Source organism: Streptomyces sp. NPDC046805 (assembly GCF_040645355.1).
In the GTDB taxonomy this organism is placed as follows: Bacteria; Actinomycetota; Actinomycetes; order Streptomycetales; family Streptomycetaceae; genus Streptomyces.
The window spans coordinates 72,210-94,494 of record NZ_JBEYYC010000017.1; the positions used below are offsets into that span (position 1 = coordinate 72,210).

The 22,285-nt window shown below is 70.9% G+C and carries 20 protein-coding genes, 1 pseudogene and 1 riboswitch; of the genes and pseudogenes, 8 read left to right on the forward strand and 13 right to left on the reverse strand.

What is annotated here, in order from left to right; all coding sequences use genetic code 11:
• Nucleotides 1-4: 4 nt before the first annotated feature.
• From ABZ910_RS19910 to ABZ910_RS19945, 8 genes are read right to left on the reverse strand one after another with little or no spacing between them, the layout of a single operon-like run.
• Nucleotides 5-1,999, reverse strand: a complete 1,995-nt coding sequence (locus ABZ910_RS19910) for an NADH-quinone oxidoreductase subunit L (protein ID WP_361366480.1) — start codon at nt 1,997-1,999, stop codon at nt 5-7.
• Nucleotides 1,996-2,376 (reverse strand): NADH-quinone oxidoreductase subunit NuoK, encoded by a 381-nt coding sequence (gene nuoK / locus ABZ910_RS19915; RefSeq protein WP_361366482.1) that lies wholly within the window; start codon nt 2,374-2,376, stop codon nt 1,996-1,998. The genes ABZ910_RS19910 and nuoK overlap by 4 nt, the downstream gene beginning before the upstream one ends.
• Nucleotides 2,376-3,005, reverse strand: coding sequence for an NADH-quinone oxidoreductase subunit J (locus ABZ910_RS19920; protein WP_361366485.1), 630 nt, complete (start codon nt 3,003-3,005; stop codon nt 2,376-2,378). Before ABZ910_RS19920 ends, nuoK begins: the two co-directional genes overlap by 1 nt.
• Entirely contained in the window at nt 3,002-3,682 is a 681-nt protein-coding gene (locus tag ABZ910_RS19925) for an NADH-quinone oxidoreductase subunit I (protein WP_361366487.1), read from the reverse strand. The genes ABZ910_RS19920 and ABZ910_RS19925 overlap by 4 nt, the downstream gene beginning before the upstream one ends.
• Nucleotides 3,683-4,651 (reverse strand): complex I subunit 1 family protein, encoded by a 969-nt coding sequence (locus tag ABZ910_RS19930; protein ID WP_361366490.1) that lies wholly within the window; start codon nt 4,649-4,651, stop codon nt 3,683-3,685. It abuts the gene before it with no gap.
• Nucleotides 4,648-5,838: an NADH-quinone oxidoreductase subunit C gene (locus ABZ910_RS19935; protein WP_361366493.1), complete on the reverse strand. Its 1,191-nt coding sequence runs from the start codon at nt 5,836-5,838 to the stop codon at nt 4,648-4,650. The genes ABZ910_RS19930 and ABZ910_RS19935 overlap by 4 nt, the downstream gene beginning before the upstream one ends.
• On the reverse strand, nt 5,835-6,485 hold the full coding sequence (locus ABZ910_RS19940) for an NADH-quinone oxidoreductase subunit B family protein (protein ID WP_361366495.1): 651 nt from the start codon (nt 6,483-6,485) through the stop codon (nt 5,835-5,837). Before ABZ910_RS19940 ends, ABZ910_RS19935 begins: the two co-directional genes overlap by 4 nt.
• Nucleotides 6,476-6,883 carry an NADH-quinone oxidoreductase subunit A gene (locus tag ABZ910_RS19945; protein WP_361366498.1) on the reverse strand — a complete coding sequence of 136 codons (408 nt, stop codon included), beginning with the start codon at nt 6,881-6,883 and terminating at the stop codon, nt 6,476-6,478. Before ABZ910_RS19945 ends, ABZ910_RS19940 begins: the two co-directional genes overlap by 10 nt.
• A 252-nt stretch (nt 6,884-7,135) precedes the next feature.
• Between ABZ910_RS19945 and ABZ910_RS19950 the strand changes: the two genes are divergently transcribed.
• The 6 genes from ABZ910_RS19950 (at nt 7,136) to ABZ910_RS19975 (ending at nt 14,202) form a co-directional block, all read left to right on the forward strand.
• Nucleotides 7,136-8,323 (forward strand): sensor domain-containing protein, encoded by a 1,188-nt coding sequence (locus ABZ910_RS19950; RefSeq protein WP_361366501.1) that lies wholly within the window; start codon nt 7,136-7,138, stop codon nt 8,321-8,323.
• Between the two features lie 157 nt (nt 8,324-8,480).
• Entirely contained in the window at nt 8,481-9,140 is a 660-nt protein-coding gene (locus ABZ910_RS19955) for a response regulator transcription factor (protein WP_361366702.1), read from the forward strand.
• Nucleotides 9,141-9,421: 281 nt separating this feature from the next.
• Entirely contained in the window at nt 9,422-11,353 is a 1,932-nt protein-coding gene (locus ABZ910_RS19960) for a 2-oxoacid:acceptor oxidoreductase subunit alpha (protein ID WP_361366503.1), read from the forward strand.
• Complete coding sequence (locus ABZ910_RS19965; RefSeq protein ID WP_361366506.1) at nt 11,346-12,425, forward strand: 2-oxoacid:ferredoxin oxidoreductase subunit beta; 1,080 nt, start codon at nt 11,346-11,348, stop codon at nt 12,423-12,425. Before ABZ910_RS19960 ends, ABZ910_RS19965 begins: the two co-directional genes overlap by 8 nt.
• A 195-nt stretch (nt 12,426-12,620) precedes the next feature.
• On the forward strand, nt 12,621-13,658 hold the full coding sequence (gene rarD, locus ABZ910_RS19970) for an EamA family transporter RarD (protein WP_361366508.1): 1,038 nt from the start codon (nt 12,621-12,623) through the stop codon (nt 13,656-13,658).
• A 58-nt stretch (nt 13,659-13,716) separates the two neighbouring features.
• Nucleotides 13,717-14,202, forward strand: a complete 486-nt coding sequence (locus tag ABZ910_RS19975; protein WP_361366511.1) for a VOC family protein — start codon at nt 13,717-13,719, stop codon at nt 14,200-14,202.
• Between the two features lie 25 nt (nt 14,203-14,227).
• On the opposite strand, the pseudogene ABZ910_RS19980 reads toward ABZ910_RS19975, so the two are convergent.
• Nucleotides 14,228-14,791 (reverse strand): annotated as a pseudogene (locus tag ABZ910_RS19980) (tetratricopeptide repeat protein); the annotation flags it as partial.
• Nucleotides 14,792-15,258: 467 nt separating this feature from the next.
• Between ABZ910_RS19980 and ABZ910_RS19985 the strand changes: the two are divergent.
• Entirely contained in the window at nt 15,259-15,852 is a 594-nt protein-coding gene (locus ABZ910_RS19985) for an NAD(P)H-dependent oxidoreductase (RefSeq protein WP_361366514.1), read from the forward strand.
• Between the two features lie 3 nt (nt 15,853-15,855).
• Here ABZ910_RS19985 and ABZ910_RS19990 read toward each other — a convergent pair whose 3' ends face one another.
• From ABZ910_RS19990 to ABZ910_RS20005, 4 genes are all read right to left on the reverse strand, one after another.
• Nucleotides 15,856-16,779: an ABC transporter permease gene (locus tag ABZ910_RS19990; protein ID WP_361366517.1), complete on the reverse strand. Its 924-nt coding sequence runs from the start codon at nt 16,777-16,779 to the stop codon at nt 15,856-15,858.
• Entirely contained in the window at nt 16,766-17,722 is a 957-nt protein-coding gene (locus ABZ910_RS19995; RefSeq protein ID WP_361366705.1) for an ABC transporter ATP-binding protein, read from the reverse strand. The genes ABZ910_RS19990 and ABZ910_RS19995 overlap by 14 nt, the downstream gene beginning before the upstream one ends.
• A 51-nt stretch (nt 17,723-17,773) precedes the next feature.
• Nucleotides 17,774-19,084 (reverse strand): DUF2092 domain-containing protein, encoded by a 1,311-nt coding sequence (locus ABZ910_RS20000; RefSeq protein WP_361366520.1) that lies wholly within the window; start codon nt 19,082-19,084, stop codon nt 17,774-17,776.
• An 885-nt stretch (nt 19,085-19,969) separates the two neighbouring features.
• The gene (locus ABZ910_RS20005; RefSeq protein WP_361366522.1) at nt 19,970-20,980 is read right to left on the reverse strand and encodes a polyprenyl synthetase family protein; all 1,011 of its coding nucleotides are present in this window, start codon (nt 20,978-20,980) and stop codon (nt 19,970-19,972) included.
• A gap of 688 nt (nt 20,981-21,668) precedes the next feature.
• Nucleotides 21,669-21,852: riboswitch (cyclic di-AMP (ydaO/yuaA leader) on the forward strand.
• Nucleotides 21,853-21,857: 5 nt separating this feature from the next.
• Here ABZ910_RS20005 and ABZ910_RS20010 point away from each other — a divergent pair.
• On the forward strand, nt 21,858-22,285 hold a 428-nt coding region (locus tag ABZ910_RS20010), incomplete at its 3' end, for a lytic transglycosylase (protein WP_361366525.1).

A 22,285-nucleotide genomic window follows, 5' to 3' on the forward strand; every position in this document is an offset into this window, starting at 1 on the left:
CTGCTCACGCTCCCGTGGCGACGAGAAGGACGGCGACCGTCAGGACGACGGTGCCGGCGAGCAGCGCGCTCACATAGGTCTGCACATTGCCGTTCTGGGCCCGTCGTACGGCGGCTCCCAGCAGGCGGGGTAGAGCGGCGGCGCCGCGTACGTAGGTGTCGACGACCTCGCGGTCGAGGAACCGGACGAGACTCGCCCCGGCCTGGACCGGGCGGACGAACAGCGCGGAGTACACGGCGTCCAGGTGGAAGCCGGCGGCCGCGTGCCGGTGGAGCGGGCCGAGCAGCAGCCGTCCGGGGTCGGCCGGATCGGGTGCGTAGGCCACGTCGCCGTACACCCGCTTGTGGTCGGCGATGGCCTCGGCCTCGACCGCACCGCCCTCCGCGTCGGGGTGCGCGACGACGGCGCCCATGGGGAAGCGGGCGGCGAGGGGGGAGGTGCGCCGCCAGGCCCCGTAGGTGACGAGGATGCCGACCAGGGCGAGGCCGGTGCTGAGGACCGACGTGGTGAGGGTCGGGTTCAGGGCGCGGCCGTCGAACCAGGCGGGCAGCACGCGGTACGCGAGTCCGCCGAAGGCGAGGGAGGGGATGGCGAGGACCCACAGCACCGCGGTCATGGTGAGCGGCTGGCGGCCGTGCTCCGGGACCTCGGTGCCCCGGCCGCGGAAGGCGAGCAGCCACAGCCGGGTGGCGTACGCGGCGGTGAGAAGGGCGGTGAGCAGACCGGAGACGAGGACGATCCAGCCCGCGCTGCCGGGGGCGTGCGCGGTGTGGCCGGTGGCGGTGTCCTCGGCTGCGCCGAGGACGGACTCCTTGGAGAAGAAGCCGCTGAACGGCGGGATCGCGGCGAGCGCGAGCAGCGCCACGGTCATCGTCCAGAAGGCGTCGGGCACGCGGTCGCGCAGTCCCGTCATGCGGGACATGGCAGCCAGCGAGTTGGTGCCGGCGGCGTGGATGATCACGCCGGCCGCGAGGAACAGCAGCGCCTTGAAGGCGCCGTGGGACAGGAGGTGGAAGACGGCGGCGCCCCGGGCTCCGACGGCGAGGGCGCCGGTCATGTAGCCGAGCTGGCCGATGGTCGAGTAGGCGAGGACGCGCTTGATGTCGTCCTGGGCGAGTGCGGCGAGCGCCGAACCGACCATCGTGACGGCGGCCATGACGGCGAGGACGACCATCGCGGCCGCGGAGGCCTGGAAGACGGGGAGGAGACGGGCGACGAAGTAGACACCGGCGGCGACCATCGTCGCGGCGTGGATCAGCGCGGAGACGGGCGTGGGGCCCGCCATCGCGTCGGGGAGCCAGGTGTGCAGCGGGAACTGCGCCGACTTGCCCGCCACGCCCGCGAGGAGCAGCAGGGCGATCAGCGTCGGGTGGTGGAGTCCGCCGCTCGCGACGGTGTCGAGGACGCGGGTGATGCGGAAGGACCCGGCGTCGGTGGCCAGCGCGAACAGGCCGATCAGGAAGGGGACGTCACCGAGCTTCGTGACGAGGAAGGCCTTGATGGAGGCGGTGCGGGCCTCCGGGGTCTCCCAGTAGTGGCCGACCAGGAAGTAGGAGCAGATGCCCATGACTTCCCAGCCGACCAGCAGCACCATCAGGTCGCCCGAGTACACGACCACGAACATCGCGGAGGTGAAGAGGGAGACGAGAGCGGCGTACGAGGGGTAGCGCGGGTCGTCGCGCAGATAGCCGGTCGAGTAGATCTGCACGCAGGTGGCGACGACACCGACCAGGACGGCGGTGAGGGCGGCGAAGCCGTCGATGTACAGGGCGAGGTCGATCGGGATCGAGCCGGTCGGCGTGAGCTCGGTGGCGGCGCTGATGGCCGGGCCCCCGCCCTGGCGCACGGCGACCAGCACGGCCAGCACCAGCGAGGCGAGGGTCGGCAGGACGGCGAGCGGCCGGACGAGGCCGGGCGCCGTGCGGCCGAGCAGCAGCCCGGCGACGGCGGCGAGGAACGGAAGGAGGGGGACGAGGACGGCGAGGGTGGTCGTGGTCACGCGGTGGCCTCAGCCTTCTCGGCGGCGGGGGCGCCGGTGCCGGGGCCGTCGGTCGCGGGGCCCTCGGCGGTGTCGCGGAGCCGGTCGATGTCGGAGGTGCCGCGGTTGCGGTAGACGGCGAGCACGATCGCCAGGCCGATGCCGATCTCGGCGGCGGCGATGGCGATGGTGAACAGGGTCAGGGCCTGACCGGAGTGCAGGGTCTCCCGGGCGGCCTTGCTGAGCCAGACGTCGAAGGCGACCAGGTTGAGGTTGACGGCGTTGAGCATCAGCTCGACCGACATCAGGACCAGGATCGCGTTGCGGCGGGCGAGGACGCCGTACAGGCCGGTGCAGAAGAGGAGGGCGGAGAGCACGGCGGGATAGACGAGGTGCATCAGCGGACACCTTCCTTGTCTGCCTGGCCGCTTCGGGTGCCGGGGAGCTCCGAGGTGCCCATGTCCGCCTTCGCCTTGCGGGAGAGCGCGATCGCGCCGACCAGGGCGGCGAGGAGGAGGACGGAGAGGGCCTCGAAGGGCAGGACCCAGTTCTGGAAGAGGCTCTGGCCGGTGACCTTCGCCGACCCGGCGGCGGCGCCGTCGAGGTCGATCCAGGTCGTCCGGAACGCGTCGACGACCACCCAGACCAGGGCGGCCGCGGCGGCGACGGCCACGGCGAGGGCGGCCCACCGGTTGCCGGAGTCGGCGTCCGGGGAGCGGCCGATGGGGGCCTTGGTGAGCATCAGACCGAAGAGGAGGAGGACGACGACGGAACCGACGTAGATGAGGACCTGCACCCAGGCGATGAACTCGGCGGTGAGCAGCAGGTACTCGACGGCGAGGCCGCCGAGCGTCACCACCAGCCACAGGGCGGCGTGCACCAGCTGCCGGGTGGTGACGGTGACGAGCGCGGCGCCGAAGGTGGCCAGACCGACGAGAAGGAAGGCGATCTCGACGCCGGTCGGGGAGAGGAAGCCCTGTGTGGGGGCGGCGGCCAGGACCGACACGGCGGAGGCGGCGAGGCTCACGCGTCTCCCTCCTGCGGTTCGGTCGGCTCGGTCTGAGCCGGGGCGTCGGGCTGAGCTGAAGCTTCGGACTGAGCCGGAGCTTCGGGCTGAGCCGGGGCTTCGGATTCCGCCGCGGCCTGCGCCTGCGCCTGCGCCTGCGCCTCGGCCTCGGCCTGGGCTGCGGCCAGTTTCTCGGCCGACTTCCGTGCGGCGGCGATCTCCTTCGACTCCTCCGAGTGCGGGTCGAGGGCGGGCGGTGCGGGCACCGTCCACATCCACTCGCGGAGCTTGTCGCGTTCGTGGGTGAGCTCGCGGATGTCGGTCTCGGCGTACTCGAACTCCGGGGACCAGAACAGAGCGTCGAAAGGACAGACCTCGATGCAGATACCGCAGTACATGCACAGGGAGAAGTCGATGGCGAAGCGGTCGAGGACGTTACGGCTGCGCTCGCGGCCGCCGGGGACCGCCGCCGGGACCGTCTCCTTGTGGGAGTCGATGTAGATGCACCAGTCCGGGCACTCGCGGGCGCACAGCATGCAGACCGTGCAGTTCTCCTCGAACAGGCCGATGACGCCGCGGGTGCGGGGCGGCAGGTCGGGCAGGACCTCCGGGTACTGCTCGGTGACGTGCTTCCGCGTCATCGTGCGAAGGGTCACGGCCAGGCCCTTGGCCAGGCCGGAGCCGGGGATCGGGGCCATTTAGAGGAACACCACCTTCACGACGCCGGTGAGGGCGATCTGGGCGAGGGAGAGGGGGACGAGGAGGGTCCAGGAGAGCTTCTGCAACTGGTCCTCGCGCAGCCGCGGGTAGGTGACGCGCAGCCAGATGACGACGAAGGCGAGGATCGCCATCTTCAGCAGGGTCCAGACCCAGCCGAGGCCTTCGGCGCCCCACGGGCCGTGCCAGCCGCCCAGGAAGAGGACGGTGGTCAGGCCGCACAGGACGATGATCCCCGCGTACTCGGCGAGGAGGAACAGGGCGAAGCGCAGACCCGTGTACTCGGTGTACGCGCCGAAGATGATCTCCGAGTCCGCGACGGGCATGTCGAAGGGAGGGCGCTGGAGTTCGGCGAGCCCGGCCACGAAGAAGACGACCGCGCCGACGATCTGCCAGGGCACCCACCACCAGTGGAAGGCGCTGACGATGCCGGGCAGGGAGAGCGTTCCGGCGGCCATCGCGACCGAGGCGGCGGCGAGCAGCATCGGGAGTTCGTAGGCGAGGAGCTGGGCGGCGGTGCGCAGGGCGCCGAGGAGGGAGAACTTGTTGGCGCTCGCCCACCCGGCCATCAGTGAGCCGAGGACACCGACGCCCATCACCGCGAGGGCGAAGAAGACACCGGCGTCGAGGACCTGTCCGACGGCACCTTCGCTCGGACCGATGGGGATGACGAGCAGGACGAACAGGTACGGGAGGAGGGCCACGGCCGGGGCGAGTTGGAAGATACGGCGGTCCGCGCCCGCGGGGACGACGTCCTCCTTCTGCGCGAACTTCACGCCGTCCGCGACGAGCTGCGCCCAGCCGTGGAAGCCACCGGCGTACATCGGGCCGAGTCGGCCCTGCATGTGGGCCATGACCTTGTGCTCGGTCTGACCGACGATCAGGGGGAAGGTGAGGAAGACGACGAAGACGACCAGGAGTCGCAGGATGACGTCGAACACATCGTTCACCGCGTGCCTCCTGCGGGGTCGTCGGGGGTGGGGTCTTCGGGGGGCGGGCTTTCGGGCTCGGCGCCGGTGGCTTCGGGAGCGTCGCCTTGCGCGGTCGGCTCCTTCGGGGGCCGCTTCCCTTCCGACTCGTCAAAAGCCGGGCGGGCGTGGTGCCAAGGGGCGTCCGAACTGCGGGGTGCCGTCCGTTCCTTCGGGGTCGCCGTCTGCTCGGCAGAGGCTTCCTCCGACGTGGTCGGCGTGGTCGGTGCCGTCGGCGTCACTTCCTCCGCCCGCTGCGAGGCAGAACCGCCGCTCGCGCTGCGGCTTCGGCGAGGCGCGGCCGTACCGCCGGTGCCGGCGCCGGTCTGCTGGCTCGCGGAACCCTCCGAGGCGGTACGCGCCCGGCGGGGAGCCGCCGTCGGCTCCGCCGGTGCCGTCTCCGCGGGTGCGGTCGGCGCGGACGGCGTCTCCGCGGGCGGTGCCCCGGTGGTGGGCGTCTGGCTCGCCGAGCCCTCCGCTGCCGTGCGGGTGCGCCGGACCGGGCGTTCGCCGGCCGCGCGCGCAGGGCGCTCCCCCGCACCGGCGCGGCCCGCGGCGGGCCGGCCGGCGCCGCGTGCCGGACGGGCGGGGGCCGGGGGGAGCTGGCCCTTCAGGGGGCCCCACTCGTTCGGGTCGGGGACGCCCGGGGGCAGCATCTGGCGGCGCTTGGGGCCGCCGTGCTCCGATTCGCCCGGCTCCTTCGCGCCCGGCCAGGCCTTGGCGACGCGTGCCGCCAGGACGAAGTCCTTGCGCAGGGGGTGGCCCTCGAAGGTCTCCGGGAGGAGCAGGTGTTCCAGACCGGGGTGGCCCTCGAAGCGGACGCCGAACATTTCGTGCGTCTCGCGCTCGTGCCAGGCCGCGCCCGCGTACACGCCGACGGCGGAGGGCAGCGTCGGCGCCTCGTGCGGGACCGTCGTACGCAGCAGGAGGCGGCGCACCGGGCCCAGGGCCACGAGGTGCGCGGAGACACGGAAGCCGGTGCCCGGTTCGTCGACGGCGCTCAGCCAGTCGAAGTAGGTGCAGGACAGGGCCGTACGCGCCGTCTCGAGTGCGGAGATCCAGGACTCCGGCGGCACGTCGACCGTCAGGACCTCGTACGACTCCTCGGCCGTGGCCTCCGTGCCGAAGAGTTCCTCGGCGGGGGCGGGCAGCCAGCCGACCGTGGTCATCGCGTCTCCCCCTCGACAGCCGGCGTCGCCGGCGCCGGCGGCTTCACCAGATCGCTCTGCAGCGCGGCGGCCGACGGCCGGGCGTGGCCGTACCGCTCCTCCAGCGACTCCCGTGCGATCTTCTCCTGGAGCTTGAGGATGCCCTGGAGCAGCGCCTCGGGCCGCGGCGGGCAGCCGGGGACGTAGACGTCCACCGGGATGATCTGGTCGACGCCCTTGGTGACGGAGTACGAATCCCAGTACGGGCCACCGCAGTTGGAGCAGGCGCCGAAGGAGATGACGTACTTCGGCTCGGGCATCTGCTCGTACAGGCGCTTCACGGCGGGCGCCATCTTGTCCGTGACCGTGCCGGACACGACCATCAGGTCGGCCTGGCGCGGGCCCGGCGCGAAGGGGATGACGCCGAGGCGGATGAAGTCGTGGCGGGCCATCGATGCGGCGATGAACTCGATCGCGCAGCAGGCCAGGCCGAAGTTGAAGACCCAGAGCGAGTAGCGGCGGCCCCAGTTCAGGACGACCTTCATCGGCTCGGGGGCCAGGCGCGACAGGGCGCCGAGGCGCTTCGGCTCGGGCAGCAGAACGGGCTCGGTGACCGAGGCGGTCGCGTCAGGAGTCACGTCGGGGCTCACGTCAGGGGTCACGTCCATGCCAGGACGCCCTTCTTGTATGCGTACAGCAGGCCTACGGCCAGGAAGCCGAGGAAGATGAACATCTCGGCGAGCGTGGTCCCGCCGTAGCCGGGGGCGGCGAAGACGGTCGCCCAGGGGAACAGGAAGATCGAGTCGACCGCGAAGATCACGTACAGGTACGCGTAGACGTAGTAGCGGACCTGGGTGTGCGCCCAGCCCTCGCCGACGGGGTCGACGCCGCACTCGTACGTCAGCAGTTTCTCCGGCGTGGGGACCACCGGCCGCAGCAACCGCCCCGCGCCGAAGGCGACTCCGACGAAGAGCACACCCACGAGCGCGAGCAGTCCCACGACCGAATAGGACTGGAAGTAGTCCGCCGCGACGACCGCGGTCGAGTCCCCCAACGTCTCCCGCAACGTCCGTCCCTCGCTCCCTGACCCGGTGACCTCAGTGCCTCGGTGCACCCTGTGATGCGACACGATTCGACGATCTGTACGCCTGGGAGTCTAGGCCCTGCTAAAGAGGCAGTAAGCAGCCCGTCACGCGATGCTGCGCTCCGGGCACATGGCGTGAACCGGACCGCGGGACACGGAGGTGGGGTATTCCCCCGTGCACCGGGGCGGCGGACCTCATGGCGCCGGGGGTCCCCGCACGGCACGCTGACCCGTATGACCGCTCCCAGCCTCTCCGCGGGCGCCGTGCGGGCCGACGACGACGATCACGGCGACCGCCTGCCGCCGGCCCGTTTCGCCTACGACGCGCACACCTGGAAGGAGATCGCGCATCTCCTGGTGAACCTGCCGGTGGCGCTGTTCGGCTTCACGTACGTGGTCACGGTGCTGTTCGTCAGCGGCATGCTGACCGCCACCGTCGTGGGCTTCCCGCTGCTCGCCGGAACGCTCCTCGGGGCACGGCAGTTGGGGAAGGCCGAGCGCGCCCGGGCCCGCGCACTGCTCGGGGTGCGGGTGGAGGAGCCGAGCCCGCTGCCGCTCGGCAGGGGCGGCGGGCTGCTGCAGCGGCTGTGGCTGGCGCTGAAGGACCCGGTGGGCTGGCGCACGCTGCTGTACGACTTCATCCGGCTGCCCTGGGGCATCCTCACCTTCGTCACCGTGCTGGCGTCGCTGTTCGTGCTGTGGCCGGTGCTGCCGTTCATCGCGCGCGGACTGGCGAACGTGGACCGGGTGATGGTGCGCGGGCTGCTGTCGCCCTCCGACGAGTTGGAGCGCCGTATCTCGGAGCTGGAGTCGGACCGCGGGGTCGTGGTCGACACGGCGGCCGCCGACCTGCGGCGCATCGAACGCGACCTGCACGACGGGGCACAGGCCCGCCTCGTCGCCCTCGCCATGGACCTCGGACTCGCGAAGGAAAAACTGGCCGAGGACCCCCAGGCCGCCGCACGCATGGTCGAGGAAGCACACGGCGAAGTGAAGACAGCACTCCAGGAACTGCGCGACCTCGCCCGCGGCATCCACCCCGCGGTCCTCACCGACCGCGGCCTCGACGCGGCCCTCTCCGCCCTCGCCTCCCGCTGCACCGTCCCCGTACGCGTCGAGGTCGGCCTCACCCGGCGCCCCGCACCCGCCATCGAAGGCATCGCCTACTTCACCGTCTCCGAACTCCTCCAGAACATCAGCAAACACAGCGCGGCCACCGCCGCCACCGTCGACATATGGCGCACCGACGACCACCTCGTGCTCCGGGTCACCGACAACGGCCACGGCGGCGCACACCCCGACCACGGCACCGGCCTCGACGGACTCGCCCGGCGACTCGACGCCATCGACGGGGTCCTGGTAGTCGACTCCCCGCCGGGCGGGCCGACGCGGGTGACGGCGGAGCTGCCCTGGCGCGGGTGAGGACGGGAGCGCGGACCGGATTCCTCCCGTCCTCTCGTACGGCGCTCGCTCTGGCGCGACTTGCTCTTGCCCTGGCGCGACGAGGTCCGAATGCTGATGCTGGACTTTCGTACGGACGGAAAACGCGCCGGGGGGCCGGGAGAGCGTGGAAGACAGAGTGCGGGTCGTCATCGCCGAGGACTCGGTGCTGCTCAGGGAGGGTCTGACGCGGTTGCTGACCGACCGCGGACATGACGTGGTGGCGGGGGTGGGGGACGCCGAGGCGCTGATCGGGGCCGTCGCCGAGCTGGGCGCGAGGGACGCGCTGCCCGACGTGGTCGTCGCGGACGTACGGATGCCGCCGACCCACACCGACGAGGGCGTGCGGGCCGCCGTACGTCTACGCAAGGCGCACCCGGAGCTGGGGGTACTGGTGCTGTCGCAGTACGTGGAGGAGCGCTACGCCACCGAACTGCTGGCCGGTTCCAGTCGCGGCGTCGGCTATCTGCTCAAGGACCGGGTCGCCGAGGTGCGGGAGTTCGTGGAAGCGGTGGTGCGGGTGGCCCGCGGCGGTACGGCGCTGGATCCGGAGGTGGTCGCGCAGCTGCTCGGGCGCAGCCGCAAGCAGGACGTGGTCGCGGGGCTGACGCCGCGGGAGCGCGAGGTCCTGGGGCTGATGGCCGAGGGGCGGACCAACTCGGCGATCGCCCGGCAGTTGGTGGTGAGCGACGGCGCGGTGGAGAAGCACGTCAGCAACATCTTCCTGAAGCTGGGCCTGACGCAGAGCGACGGGGACCACCGGCGTGTTCTGGCCGTCCTCACCTATCTGAACTCCTGATGGGCCGACACTGGGCCGCGTGACCGTGTCCGAGAACAGCCGGGTGATCTTGTCCAGGAACAGAGGTGAGAACCGCACGGCGAGCGGGGAGCGTATGGGCGTCTCAAGGGGAGCTTCGGGGGGCGAGAAATCATGACAAGTCAGGGCGACGGGCCGTGCCGGAATGCCGTCCATCATGCGAATGGCCGAAGGAAGGCGACCCTAACCGACGTAGGGTTGATCCTGGGAAGGTTGATGGGACGACCATGCCCGGACAGCCGCCTCGAAGGAGGTCAAGTTCAGTGACCAGCCAGGTCAGCAGCCCAGCGGAACAGGCCGACGAAGCCGTCGTGGGAGAACAGCGCAAACCGGGCGGTGCGGTGAAGGACGTCAAGCGCCTCGACCGGGTCATCATCCGGTTCGCGGGGGACTCGGGCGACGGCATGCAGCTCACCGGTGACCGCTTCACGTCCGAGACGGCGTCGTTCGGCAACGACCTGTCGACGCTGCCGAACTTCCCGGCCGAGATCCGCGCCCCCGCAGGCACCCTGCCCGGCGTCTCGTCCTTCCAGCTGCACTTCGCCGACCACGACATCCTCACGCCCGGCGACGCGCCGAACGTGCTGGTGGCGATGAACCCGGCGGCGCTGAAGGCGAACATCGCCGATCTGCCGCGCGGGGCGGAGATCATCGTCAACACGGACGAGTTCACCAAGCGCGCCATGCAGAAGGTCGGGTACGCGGACAGCCCCCTGGAGGACGGGTCGCTGGACGGCTACCACCTGCATCCGGTGCCGCTGACGACGCTGACGGTGGAGGCGCTGAAGGAGTTCGCGCTCTCGCGCAAGGAGGCCGAGCGCAGCAAGAACATGTTCGCGCTGGGGCTGCTGAGCTGGATGTACCACCGGCCGACCGAGGGCACCGAGAAGTTCCTGCGCACCAAGTTCGCCAAGAAGCCGGAGATCGCCGAGGCGAACCTGACCGCGTTCCGGGCGGGCTGGAACTTCGGCGAGACGACCGAGGACTTCGCGGTCTCGTACGAGGTGGCGCCGGCGACGAAGGCCTTCCCGGTGGGCACCTACCGGAACATCTCCGGGAACCTGGCCCTGGCGTACGGCCTGATCACGGCGTCCAAGCAGGCCGACCTGCCGCTGTTCCTCGGCTCGTATCCGATCACCCCGGCCTCGGACATCCTGCACGAGCTGAGCAAGCACAAGAACTTCGGCGTACGGACCTTCCAGGCCGAGGACGAGATCGCGGGCATCGGTGCGGCGCTGGGCGCGGCGTTCGGCGGCAGCCTGGCCGTGACCACCACGTCCGGCCCGGGTGTGGCGCTGAAGTCGGAGACCGTCGGGCTCGCCGTCTCCCTGGAGCTGCCGCTCCTCGTCGTCGACATCCAGCGCGGCGGCCCCTCCACCGGCCTGCCGACCAAGACCGAGCAGGCGGATCTGCTGCAGGCCATGTTCGGCCGCAACGGCGAGGCCCCGGTCCCGGTGATCGCGCCGCGCACCCCGGCCGACTGCTTCGACGCGGCGATCGAGGCCGCCCGGATCGCGTTGACGTACCGCACGCCGGTGATGCTGCTGAGCGACGGCTATCTCGCGAACGGCTCGGAGCCGTGGCGGATCCCGGACCAGGACGAGCTGCCGGACCTGACGGTGCAGTTCGCACAGGGCCCCAACCACACCCTGGACGACGGCACCGAGGTGTTCTGGCCGTACAAGCGCGACCCGCATACCCTCGCCCGCCCCTGGGCCGTCCCGGGCACGCCGGGCCTGGAGCACCGGATCGGCGGCATCGAGAAGGAGGACGGCACCGGCAACATCTCGTACGCGCCCGCCAACCACGAGTTCATGGTGCGCACCCGGCAGGCGAAGATCGACGGGATCGAGGTGCCGGACCTGGAGGTCGACGACCCCCACGAGGCGCGCACGCTGGTGCTGGGCTGGGGCTCGACCTACGGCCCCATCACCGCGGCGGTACGGCGGCTGCGGGCGGCCGGGGAGTCCATCGCGCAGGCGCATCTGCGCCATCTCAATCCCTTCCCGCGGAATCTCGGAGCGGTGTTGGAGCGTTATGACAACGTGGTGGTTCCGGAGATGAACCTGGGTCAGCTCGCCACCCTGATCCGAGCGAAGTACCTGGTCGACGCCCACTCCTACAACCAGGTGAACGGCATGCCGTTCAAGGCGGAGCAGCTTGCCAAGGCGCTCAAGGAGGCCATCGATGGCTGAGACGTCCACGGAAGGCACGGGCACGATCGAGGCGCTTTCCCTCGTGCCGAAGGCCGAGGCCAGGCAGTCGATGAAGGACTTCAAGTCCGACCAGGAAGTGCGCTGGTGCCCCGGCTGCGGTGACTACGCGATCCTGGCCGCCGTGCAGGGCTTCATGCCCGAGCTGGGCCTGGCGCGGGAGAACATCGTCTTCGTCTCGGGCATCGGCTGCTCGTCGCGTTTCCCCTACTACATGAACACCTACGGGATGCACTCCATCCACGGCCGCGCCCCGGCGATCGCCACCGGGCTGGCCACCACCCGCCGCGACCTGTCGGTGTGGGTGGTCACCGGCGACGGCGACGCGCTGTCGATCGGCGGCAACCACCTCATCCACGTCCTGCGCCGCAACGTCAACCTCAAGATCCTGCTGTTCAACAACCGGATCTACGGACTGACCAAGGGCCAGTACAGCCCGACGTCGGAGGTCGGCAAGATCACGAAGTCGACGCCGATGGGTTCGCTGGACGCACCCTTCAACCCGGTGTCGCTGGCGATCGGCGCGGAGGCGTCCTTCGTCGCCCGCACCATCGACTCCGACCGCAAGCACCTCACCCAGGTGCTGCGCGCGGCGGCGGCCCACCCGGGCACGGCGCTGATCGAGATCTACCAGAACTGCAACATCTTCAACGACGGCGCCTTCGACGCCCTCAAGGACAGGCAGTCGTCCGAGGAGGCGCTGATCCGCCTGGAGCACGGGCAGCCGATCCGCTTCGGCCCCGAGCGCGCACGCGGCGTCGTACGGAACCCGGCCACCGGCGACCTGGAGGTCGTCACCGTGACGCCGGAGAACGAGACCGACATCCTGGTCCACGACGCCCACGCGACGTCCCCGACCACGGCCTTCGCCCTCTCCCGGCTCGCCGACCCCGACACCCTCCACCAGACCCCCATCGGCGTCTTCCGCTCCGTCGAGCGCCCCGTCTACGACACCGCCATGGCCGACCAGCTCGACGCGGCGGTCGAGCAGAACGGCAAGGGCGACCTGGCGGCGCTGCTGGCCGGCGGGGACACCTGGACGGTGGTCGGCTGACCGGCTCGGCGACAGCACACACGGGCGAGGGCCCGGACGCGTCACACCGCGTCCGGGCCCTCGCCCGTCCCTCGTGCACCGCGGGCCCCGGCTGTCATGACCGTATAGCGGTACGGACATGACAGCCGGGCGCCCTCGGCGCTACCTTCATGCAGTCGAGCAGGGCGCTCGTGGTGAGTGATGAGGAGGAAGCCCGTGACCGGGGAGTCAAGGGGCGAGCAGCGGACAGGGCTGCTGAACGGCTTCGCGGCCTATGGGATGTGGGGGCTCGTACCGCTGTTCTGGCCGTTGCTGAAGCCCGCCGGGGCCATGGAGATCCTTGCCAACCGCATGGTGTGGTCGCTCGCCTTCGTCGCCGTCGCCCTCGTCGTCACCCGCCGCTGGGCCTGGGCCGGTGCGCTGCTGCGGCAGCCGCGCAGGCTGGGGCTGATCGCGCTCGCGGCCGGGGTGATCACGATCAACTGGGGCGTCTACATCTGGGCCGTGAACTCCGGTCGCGTGGTGGAGGCGTCGCTCGGGTACTTCATCAACCCCCTCGTCACCATCGCCATGGGCGTGCTGATCCTGAAGGAGCGGCTGCGGCCCGTGCAGTGGGCGGCCGTCGGCGTCGGGTTCGGCGCCGTACTCGTGCTGGCCATCGGGTACGGACAGCCGCCGTGGATCTCCCTGTGCCTCGCCTTCTCCTTCGCCGCCTACGGCCTCGTGAAGAAGAAGGTCAACCTCGGCGGCATCGAGTCGCTGGCCGCGGAGACCGCGATCCAGTTCCTGCCCGCGCTCGGCTATCTGCTGTGGCTGACCGCGCACGGCGACTCCACCTTCGCCACCGCCGGCACCGGGCACGCCCTCCTGCTCGCCTCGACCGGCCTCGTCACCGCGATCCCGCTCGTCTGCTTCGGGGCGGCCGCGATCCGCGTGCCGCTGTCGACGCTGGGGCTGCTGCAGTACCTGGCGCCCGTCTTCCAGTTCGCGCTCGGCGTCCTCTACTTCCACGAGTCCATGCCTCTTGAGCGCTGGGCCGGCTTCGCGCTGGTCTGGCTCGCCCTGTCGCTCCTCACGTGGGACGCCCTGCGCACCGCCCGCCGCGGCGCCCGCGCGCTGGCGGCCGCAACCGCCACGGCCACTGCCGTCCCCGACGCCGGGCTCGGTGCGCCGAGGGGTGCGGCGGACTCCGTGCACGTCGCGAAGAGCGTGCTCGCCGGGCCGGAGCCGAGCCCGGAGGCCGCCAGGCCGTAGGCCCGGTCACCGGGCAACTCCGGGCAGCGGCACCCGGGTTGGGATATAAGGGGTCGGCATGACGCAGACGCCGAGAACGCCCGCATCCTCACCCGCCCCGCTGCGCTGGAAGCTCGTCATCGACGCCGCCGACCCGCACGCGCTGGCCGACTTCTGGGCGGCCGCGCTGCACTACGTGCCCGAGGACAACAGCGCCCTCGTCGAACGGCTGCTGAAGATCGGCGCGCTGCCCGGCGAGGCCACCGTCGAGTACCACGGCCGCCCCGCCTTCCGGGACCTGATCGCCGTACGGCACCCCGACGACCCGTACGACGAGGACCGGGGGACCGGGCTCGGACGGCGCCTGCTGTTCCAGCGCGTCCCGGAGGCGAAGACGGTCAAGAACCGGCTCCATCTCGACGTCCACGCGGGCGACGGACGGCGCGCCGACGAGGTCGAGCGGCTGGAGGGCCTCGGGGCGCGGGCACTGCGGCAGGTGACGGAGCCGGCCGGGGAGTGGGTGGTGATGGCGGACCCGGAGGGGAACGAGTTCTGCGTGCTGTAGCCCGGGGCCTGCGGGCAGCGGCCCCCTAAGTGGTCGCCCTTCCGGCGCGTTCCGCCCGTTCCGTCAGGCGGGCCATGCGGGCGCGGGCGGACTCCAACTGCCCGATGTCGTCGGCGGCCGGCCCCTCGTGTCCGGCGAGTTCCGTCCACAGGGCGATCAGGTCGCGGCCGAGGCCGAGGCCCTGCCCGGGATCACGGACGGCGCGCCAGGCGGCGACCGCGCCCTGGACGTTGCCGTACGCCGCCACCACGTCCCGGTCGCGGCAGCGGATCCGGGCCACGCCCAGCGACAGCTGGAAGGCCCTCAGCGGGTCGCCGGCCAAGTAGGCGACGTAGGCGCTCAGTTCGCACAGCTGGAGCACCTCGGGGTGGTAGGGGCCCAGCCGGGCCGTGCCCTCGGTGACGGTGCGCTCCGCGAGTTCGGCCGCCGACTCGATCCGCCCCGCCCTGACGGCCTCGTTGATCCGCGCCACGGGCTCGCTCGCCGGACCGTCCCCGAGGACGGCCTCGGCGACGGCGTCGAACCCCCGGGCGAACGCGGGCTTCGGCCCGGGGTCGGAGTCGGGTTCGGGTTCAGGGGTGGGCCCGGGGACGAACACGGGCTCGGGGACGGGCCGAGGAGCCGGGGGCCACGACGCGGGGCGGCCAGCGGCCTGCTCCGGCACGGTGCCCATGACGGGCGGCGGCCCGAACACCCCGGTGGGCGCCTGCACCCTGCCCAGGGCCGCCGCCTGCCCCACGCCCGGCGGGTACGTGGGCGCCGGCGGAGCCTGCGGTTGTCGCCGCTTCTCCCAGCGGCTGAGTCGAAACATCGCTTCCCTCGCTCCCCCGGCGTCACCGTCCGGGCCGTACACATGCGTGCTACCAGTCTCTCTGTTCGCCACGGCTCCCGCGTCACCGCGACGTCACAGACTCGCACCAGGAACTCATGCCCCGGCTCCTGCGACACGCCCCTCCCCTAGAATGCTTGCGTATGCATATAATGCATACGTCTGAACATTCCTTGCGACACCTTTCCTACGACGTGTGCCAGTCGTCCGATCACCTGGGAGGACCCATGACCCGACGCTTCCTCTTCGTACTGGGCAGCGCCCGTGCCGAGGGCAACACGGAACTGCTGGCCCGCGCGGCCGCCGAGCAGTTGCCCTCCGATGTCGAGCAGCAGTGGATCAGTCTCGCCGAGCACCCGCTGCCCGACTTCGTGGACCTGCGACACGACAGCGACCACGTACGGCCGGCCTCCGACAGCGACACCGGCCTGCTGCTCGACGCCACGCTCGCGGCGACGGACATCGTGATCGCGTCCCCGCTGTACTGGTACTCGGTGTCCGGCCTCACCAAGCGCTACCTGGACTACTGGTCGGGCTGGCTGCGCACTCCCGGCATCGACTTCAAGACGACCCTGGCCGGGCGCACGCTCTGGGGCGTGACCGCGCTCGCCCACCGGCAGCCGGAGGTGGCCGACCCGCTGGTCGGCACGCTCAACCACTCGGCCGCGTACATGGGAATGCGCTTCGGCGGGGTCCTGCTGGGCAACGGCAGCGCGCCCGGGGACGTACTCGAGGACATGCCGGCACTGGCGCGCGCGAAGACGTTCTTCGCTCAGGAGGCGCCGCTCGCGCGGTTCCCGTACGACGCGGCTGCCGTCTGAGCCCTACGCCGTGATGTCCTTCGTCGTGAACCGCGCCCACGCGGCCGAGCCGAACACCGCGGCGTAGACCGCCTGCAGACCGAGGTTTCTGACCAGGTCGTCCCAGTAGACGGGATCGCGCATCAGGTCGGCGAAGGACAGCCAGTAGTGGGAGAAGAAGTACGGCTGGAACGCATGCAGCTGGGGGATCTGGTCGAGGATCTGCACGGTGATCAGCAGGCCGACCGTGGTCGCCATCGCCGCGATGCCGCTGTTGGTCAGGGTCGACACGAACAGGCCGAGGGCGGCGACACCGACGAGCGACGCGGCGACGATGAGAGCGATCAGCAGCGCCCGCCCCAGCCCTTCGCCGAAGCCGATCCGCGTGCCGGAGATGGTCGTCAGGTCGCCGAGCGGGAAGAGCAGCGCGCCGACGGCCAGCGCGGAGACGGCGACCACGAGGGTGGCGAGCAGGCAGAAGGCCATGGTCGTGACGTACTTGGTGAGCAGCAGGCGGGTGCGGCCGGCCGGGGCGACGAGGAGGTAGCGCAGGGTTCCGGCGTTCGCCTCGCCGGCGATCGCGTCGCCCGCCACGACGCCGATCGCCATCGGCAGGAAGAACGGGAGCGTCGCGGCGAGCGCCGTGAACACCAGGAACAGCCCGTTGTTGGTGATCTGCGCGATGAACGCGGGCCCGCCGTCACCGTGGTCGGCCGGGGAACCGCCGCTCGTCTCGATCTTGACCGCCACCCCCACCAGGACCGGCACCCCCGCCAGCACGGCCAGCAGCGCGAGCGTGCGCCAGCGCCGGAAGGTCGTGACCAGCTCGCTGCGGAGGAGACCGAGGCTCCACAGCGGATTCGGGACGCGTACGGCCGCCCCCGCCTCGGCCTCCGCCCCCGCCCCCGCCCCTGGTGCCCGCGTCTCAGCCCGCTCAGCCCGCGACATCGAAGCCCTCTCCGGTCAGCGCCACGAACGCGTCCTCCAGCGAGGCCCGCTCGACCGCGAAGCCACGGACGCGGACCCCGGCCGCCACCAACGCGGCGTTCAGGTCGGCGAGTTCACGGTCCGAGGGCTCCGCGGTCACCCGGTCCTCCGTGACGACGACGTCGCCGACCCCCTGTTCCTTCAGCACCCGGGCCGCCTCTCCCGGGTCGGGCGTGGTCACGACCAGCCGGCCGCGCGCGCCCGCCGCCAGGTCCGCCACCGCGCCCTGGACGACGAGGCGCCCCTGCGCCATCACCGCCGCGTGCGTGCACACCTGCTCGATCTCGTCGAGGAGGTGGGAGGAGAGGAAGACGGTCGTCCCGTCGGAGGCCAACTCCCTCACCAGAGAACGGATTTCCCGCATGCCCTGCGGATCGAGCCCGTTGGTCGGCTCGTCGAGCACGAGGAGCCTGCGCGGCTGCAGCAGCGCGGCCGCGAGCCCGAGGCGCTGCTTCATCCCCAGGGAGTACGCCCGCGCCTTCTTGCCCGCGGCGGCCGTCAGCCCCACCCGCTCCAGGGCGGCGGCGACGCGGGTACGCCGGGTGCGTGGGTCGGCGGTCGGGTCGGCGGCGTCGTACCGCAGGAGGTTGTCGCGCCCGGAGAGGAAGCCGTACAGGGCGGGTCCCTCGATGAGCGCGCCGACGTACGGCAGCACGGTGCGCGCGGAACGGGGCATGGGCTGCCCGAGGACGCGCACCGAGCCGGACGAGGGCTCGATCAGCCCCATCAGCATGCGGATGGTGGTGGTCTTGCCGGAGCCGTTCGGGCCGAGGAAGCCGAAGACGCTGCCCGCCGGGACGGTCAGGTCGAGACCGTCGACGGCGAGCTGTCCACCGGGGTAGCGCTTGGTGAGCCCGCGGACGTCGATGACGCTCGGCCCCGCGTCCGCCGCCTCCCTCTCCATGGCGGACGGTCCGTCCATCGGCTCCCTCGATTCGTCGTGCCGGCAGGGTGGCTACTTGCCCGCGTTCGCCGCCTTGACCAGGGCGCCCTTGTTCACGGCACCGACGTAGACCTTGCCGTCGTCCGTGATCAGGGCGTTGATCAGCCGGGTGGAGAAGACCGTGCCCTTGCCGAACGCGCCGTGCACCGGGTCGCCGAACGAGCTGAGGAAGCCGTTCAGATCGCCACCGGCGCGGCCGGACGGTACGCCGCCCTTCTCGCCGGTGTCGAGGACGGCGACGGCGTTCCAGCCCTTGCCAAGAACGTGGAAGCCCTCCGGGTGCCCCTTGAATCCCTCGCCTCGCTTGTGCCCGGTGAATCCGTCGGGGCCCTTGAATCCCTTGTGCCCCGTGAATCCCCTGTGCCCGGTGAATCCCTTGGGGAGGGCGGCGCCGGGCTTCGAGTGCGGCGCCGGGGCCGGTGCCATCCGCCCCTTGTCCCCCTCCGCGACCTTGGCGCCCTTGGGCGGGGTGAAGTCGAAGGTCGAGGCGGCCGGCTTGGCGAAGCTGACCTGGGTGAAGCCGGCGTCGACCACGGCGGCGCCGCCGCTGGACGGGGTCAGCGTGAACTTCAGCGGCATGCCGGTCTTCGCGTCCACGGCGATGCTGATCGCGCCGACGGTGGTGCCGGACTGCTTGGGCTTGACCAGCAGCTTGTACGCGTCCCGGCCGGCGACCTGCGCGGTGCCGTCGACGGTCACGGACGTGGTGTCGTCGACGGACTTCAGCATCTTGTCGGCGAAGTCCTTGGGCGTGGCGGGCGCCTCGCCCTCGCGGTCGAAGTGGCCGTGGGCCTTGCCGTCCCGGGCGGCCGCGCTGTGGAAGACCTCGTTCGACTTGCTGTCGTAGCCCCACACGTCCTTGCCGTTGCGGATGAGGCTGTACTCGGCGGCCTTCTCGATCAGCGACAGCTTCCGCTTGTCCGGCCCGTCGGTGGCGACGCGCAGGGTGTGCGTGCCGGAGGCCAGCTCGGTGAGCTTGGCGGACGGGTCGGCCGACGAGCGGTCTCCCCGCCCGGAGCCGCCGGGCAGGATCCCGTTCTCCAGACCGCCGAGGTCGGGCAGCCCCAGATCCGTGCTGACCTTCACCGTGCCGGACACCTGCTGTACGTCCGACTTGGCGATCTTCTCTATGAGCTGCTGCGCGGTGATCTTCGGCAGATCGGGGTCACCGGAGTCGGCGAGCGCCGGGACCAGCCCGATGGTCGCCGCCGCCACCCCCACCACGACGGCCGGGACGATGTACCGAGCGGCCTTCTGCCGCCCCGAGCGCAGATCCTCGGCCTCCTCGGCGCGCTTGTCGCCGTCGGATTCGTACGGTGCCATGTGTGCCTTACCTCCGTCGTCGGCGGCGGCTCTCCTCGCACTGTTCCCACCCAGAGCCGCCATCTCACCCGAATCGGTGAGGAGTGGTGATGTCCGTGCCTTCCATCTGACCAAACCAGCCACACGAAAGCGTCAGCCCCCGGGCTCAACTCAACGTACGCCTGCGGTATGACACACGAAGGACCCGCCTCCCCGGACCCGTAGGGGGAGCACGGAGAGACGCCTCGGCAGTTCTCGTCAGCCCCATCAGCGCCCCGACCCTTTACCGCCGCACGCGTCGGCTTCTGAAGACGGGCGCGGAACGGATCGCACAATCACACATTGGACTCAGCCCAGCTGCGTACCCACGTCACGTAACTGAACCGAGGGGAGCCGTCACGTAGCGCGAGGGAACGCTGGAGGCTGAGGCCGGCCGGGGGCGCGCAGGCGACTAAGTCAGCGCGAAGATCACAGACGGCGGAGACCCCGCCGAGGGCGCAGGGGCCGGAGCCCCGCGAGGGTCACAGATGCTCCGGGCCCACCAGGGCTACAGGAGACGCGCCCCCACGAGAAACACGGACGACCGAGACCCCGCCGGGGGCGCAGTGGCGGGGCCCGCGAGGGTCACAGACGCCCCAGGTCCCATCAGGGCTTCAGGGGACGCGCCCTCGCGAGGAACCACAGGCGGCGGAGGCCCCGCCGGGACACAGGGGACAGAGCCCCGCGACGAACGCAGACGACCGACGCCCCATCAGGGGCGCAGGAGACGCAGCCCCCGCGACGAACGCAGACACCCGACACCCCATCAGGGGCGCAGGGGACGAAGTCCCCGCCGGGGTCCGGGGCGGAGCCCCGGAGGGTGGGGGACTTCTCAACCGACCGAGACGGGCGGGTGGGCAGGCGCCCTCACCCAGCCCGATGCACCACCGCGTCACAAAGCCCCAGCAGCGCAGCCTTGGCCCCGCACTCCGGCAACGGAGCCAGCGCGGCCCGCGCGTCCTCGGCGTACCGCACCGTGTCCCGCCGGGCCTGCTCCAGCGCCGGATGCGTGCGCAGCGCGGTCAGCGCCTCCGCGAGCCGGTCGTCGTCCGACAGATCGGAGTCCAGGAGCTCGCACAGCGCGATGTCCTCGGGCTGCCCCAGCCGCGCCGCACGATCCCGCAGCCGCAGCACGGGGAGGGTCGGGATGCCCTCCCTCAGGTCCGTCCCCGGCGTCTTGCCGGAGTCGTGCGACTCGGACGCGATGTCGAGCACGTCGTCCGCCAACTGGAAGGCGACGCCCAGCCGCTCGCCGTACTGCGTGAGGACGTCCACGACCGTCTCGTCGGCCCCGGACATCATCGCCCCGAACCGGCACGACACCGCCACCAGGGAGCCCGTCTTGCCGCTCAGCACGTCCAGGTAGTGGTCGACCGGATCCTGGTCGTCCGACGGTCCCGCCGTCTCCTGGATCTGCCCGGTGACCAGCCGCTCGAACGACAGGGACTGCAGCCGCACGGCCTCGGGACCGAGGTCACCGAGGATCTGCGTGGCACGGGCGAACAGGAAGTCACCGGTGAGGACGGCGACCGAGTTGCTCCAGCGGGTGTTCGCGCTGTCCACCCCGCGCCGTACGGACGCCTCGTCCATCACGTCGTCGTGGTACAGCGTCGCCAGATGGGTCAACTCCACGACCACCGCCGCCGGCACGACACCCGGCGCGTAAGGGTCACCGAACTGCGCCGCGAGCATCACGAGCAGCGGCCGGAAGCGCTTTCCACCTGCCAGTACCAGGTGTCGCGCTGCCTCTGTTATGAACGCGACCTCGCTCTTGGTCGCCTCCAGCAAGCCTTCCTCGACAGCCGTCAATCCGGCCTGAACATCGGCTTCCAGAGCCTCGTCCCGCACGCTCAGTCCGAACGTCCCGACGACGGTCACGGGGGGTCTCCTGTCTGCAGGTGCCTGCTGGCGATTACACGGCTTGTCGACTGCCGGCGATTACGGTTTGTCGATAGGTCGTTGCCATCACTCAAGTCAGCGTATCCGGTCAGGTTTCGATCACCGATAGCACCCACCGGCCCCCACCCCCGACTTCACCCGTGCGGGAGGCACTTCGAGGACCCGGGCGGTACCGGATCACCACCGATATGTCTTTTACGTACCAATATGACCGTGTGTCCACTGCTCCAGCAGGATGTCAACGTGTTTTGCGGCACATGTACATCCATACACCCTCCCCGCACCCTCCCTCGTGACCCTTCGCGACCGCGCTCGCGCGTCGATCACCCCCATGGGTGCCATATGCCCGATTTGCCGTAATTGGCATTCTGATACCCACTCGCCCCCCTTATTCCTCTTGGCGAAAAATGCGATTCAGGGGGCGAAGTCGTGAGTTGAGTCACGTGCGCGACATGAGTGCATATGAGCGGCACTTCGGACAGACGTGCCCTCCCGCCCTTGCCCAGAGCGCGAGTTGAGCGTTGGCGACCGCAAAGGATCAAGCACCCCATACGCCTCGGATCAAGGTCAATCGGGACGAGATGTGATTCCGGCACTTGTTTCGGACATCTGCTCTCGCATACCTTCCCGGCCTGTCGGGCGGATGCCGAATCCTGCCGCCGCCCGTCTTCACCCACCGATGAACTCATTCACGTACGGCAGGAGCGGGGGACCCAGGTAAGTCGCCGAACCGGTCGGCACATGTCGCACCGGAACGGCTCGGGGTGAAGTCGTGTCGTCTTACGGCGGCACGGCCGGGCACCTCCCCGCCCGAACCCGACAGCTCACCTCGCAGGCGACGGAGAGGAAGACCGCCATGTCCGCTGCCGCTCAGCACCCCCGTACCCGCACCAGCCGCCTGGTCCGCGCCGCCGCCGTGGCCGGCACCGGCGCCGCCGTGCTCGCCGTCTCGCTCATGGGCGCGACCGGCGCCTCCGCGGCCACCCCGACGACCGCCGCCAAGACGGCCGCCACCACCGCCACGTACCCCAACAACCTCGACGGCTGGATCCGGCAGTCGCTCGCCGTCATGGCGCAGAAGGGCATCCCCGGCACGTACAACGGCATCTACCGCAACGTGATCCGTGAGTCCTCCGGCAACCCGATGGCCATCAACCTCTGGGACTCCAACGCGGCGAAGGGCATGCCCTCCAAGGGCCTGCTCCAGGTGATCAACCCGACGTTCAACGCGTACCACGTGTCCGGCACGTCCTGGAACATCTACGACCCGGTCGCGAACATCAC

Bases quoted from the DNA above. Each gene is read 5' to 3' on its own strand.
- ABZ910_RS19925 (WP_361366487.1), bottom strand. From the start codon at position 3,682: ATGGCCCCGATCCCCGGCTCCGGCCTGGCCAAGGGCCTGGCCGTGACC.
- ABZ910_RS20000 (WP_361366520.1), bottom strand. From the start codon at position 19,084: ATGGCACCGTACGAATCCGACGGCGACAAGCGCGCCGAGGAGGCCGAG.
- ABZ910_RS19985 (WP_361366514.1), top strand. From the start codon at position 15,259: ATGACCCGACGCTTCCTCTTCGTACTGGGCAGCGCCCGTGCCGAGGGC.
- ABZ910_RS19995 (WP_361366705.1), bottom strand. From the start codon at position 17,722: ATGGAGAGGGAGGCGGCGGACGCGGGGCCGAGCGTCATCGACGTCCGC.
- ABZ910_RS19990 (WP_361366517.1), bottom strand. From the start codon at position 16,779: ATGTCGCGGGCTGAGCGGGCTGAGACGCGGGCACCAGGGGCGGGGGCG.
- ABZ910_RS19935 (WP_361366493.1), bottom strand. From the start codon at position 5,838: ATGACCACGGTCGGCTGGCTGCCCGCCCCCGCCGAGGAACTCTTCGGC.
- ABZ910_RS19975 (WP_361366511.1), top strand. From the start codon at position 13,717: ATGACGCAGACGCCGAGAACGCCCGCATCCTCACCCGCCCCGCTGCGC.
- nuoK (WP_361366482.1), bottom strand. From the start codon at position 2,376: ATGCACCTCGTCTATCCCGCCGTGCTCTCCGCCCTCCTCTTCTGCACC.
- ABZ910_RS19965 (WP_361366506.1), top strand. From the start codon at position 11,346: ATGGCTGAGACGTCCACGGAAGGCACGGGCACGATCGAGGCGCTTTCC.
- ABZ910_RS19950 (WP_361366501.1), top strand. From the start codon at position 7,136: ATGACCGCTCCCAGCCTCTCCGCGGGCGCCGTGCGGGCCGACGACGAC.
- ABZ910_RS19940 (WP_361366495.1), bottom strand. From the start codon at position 6,485: ATGGACGTGACCCCTGACGTGAGCCCCGACGTGACTCCTGACGCGACC.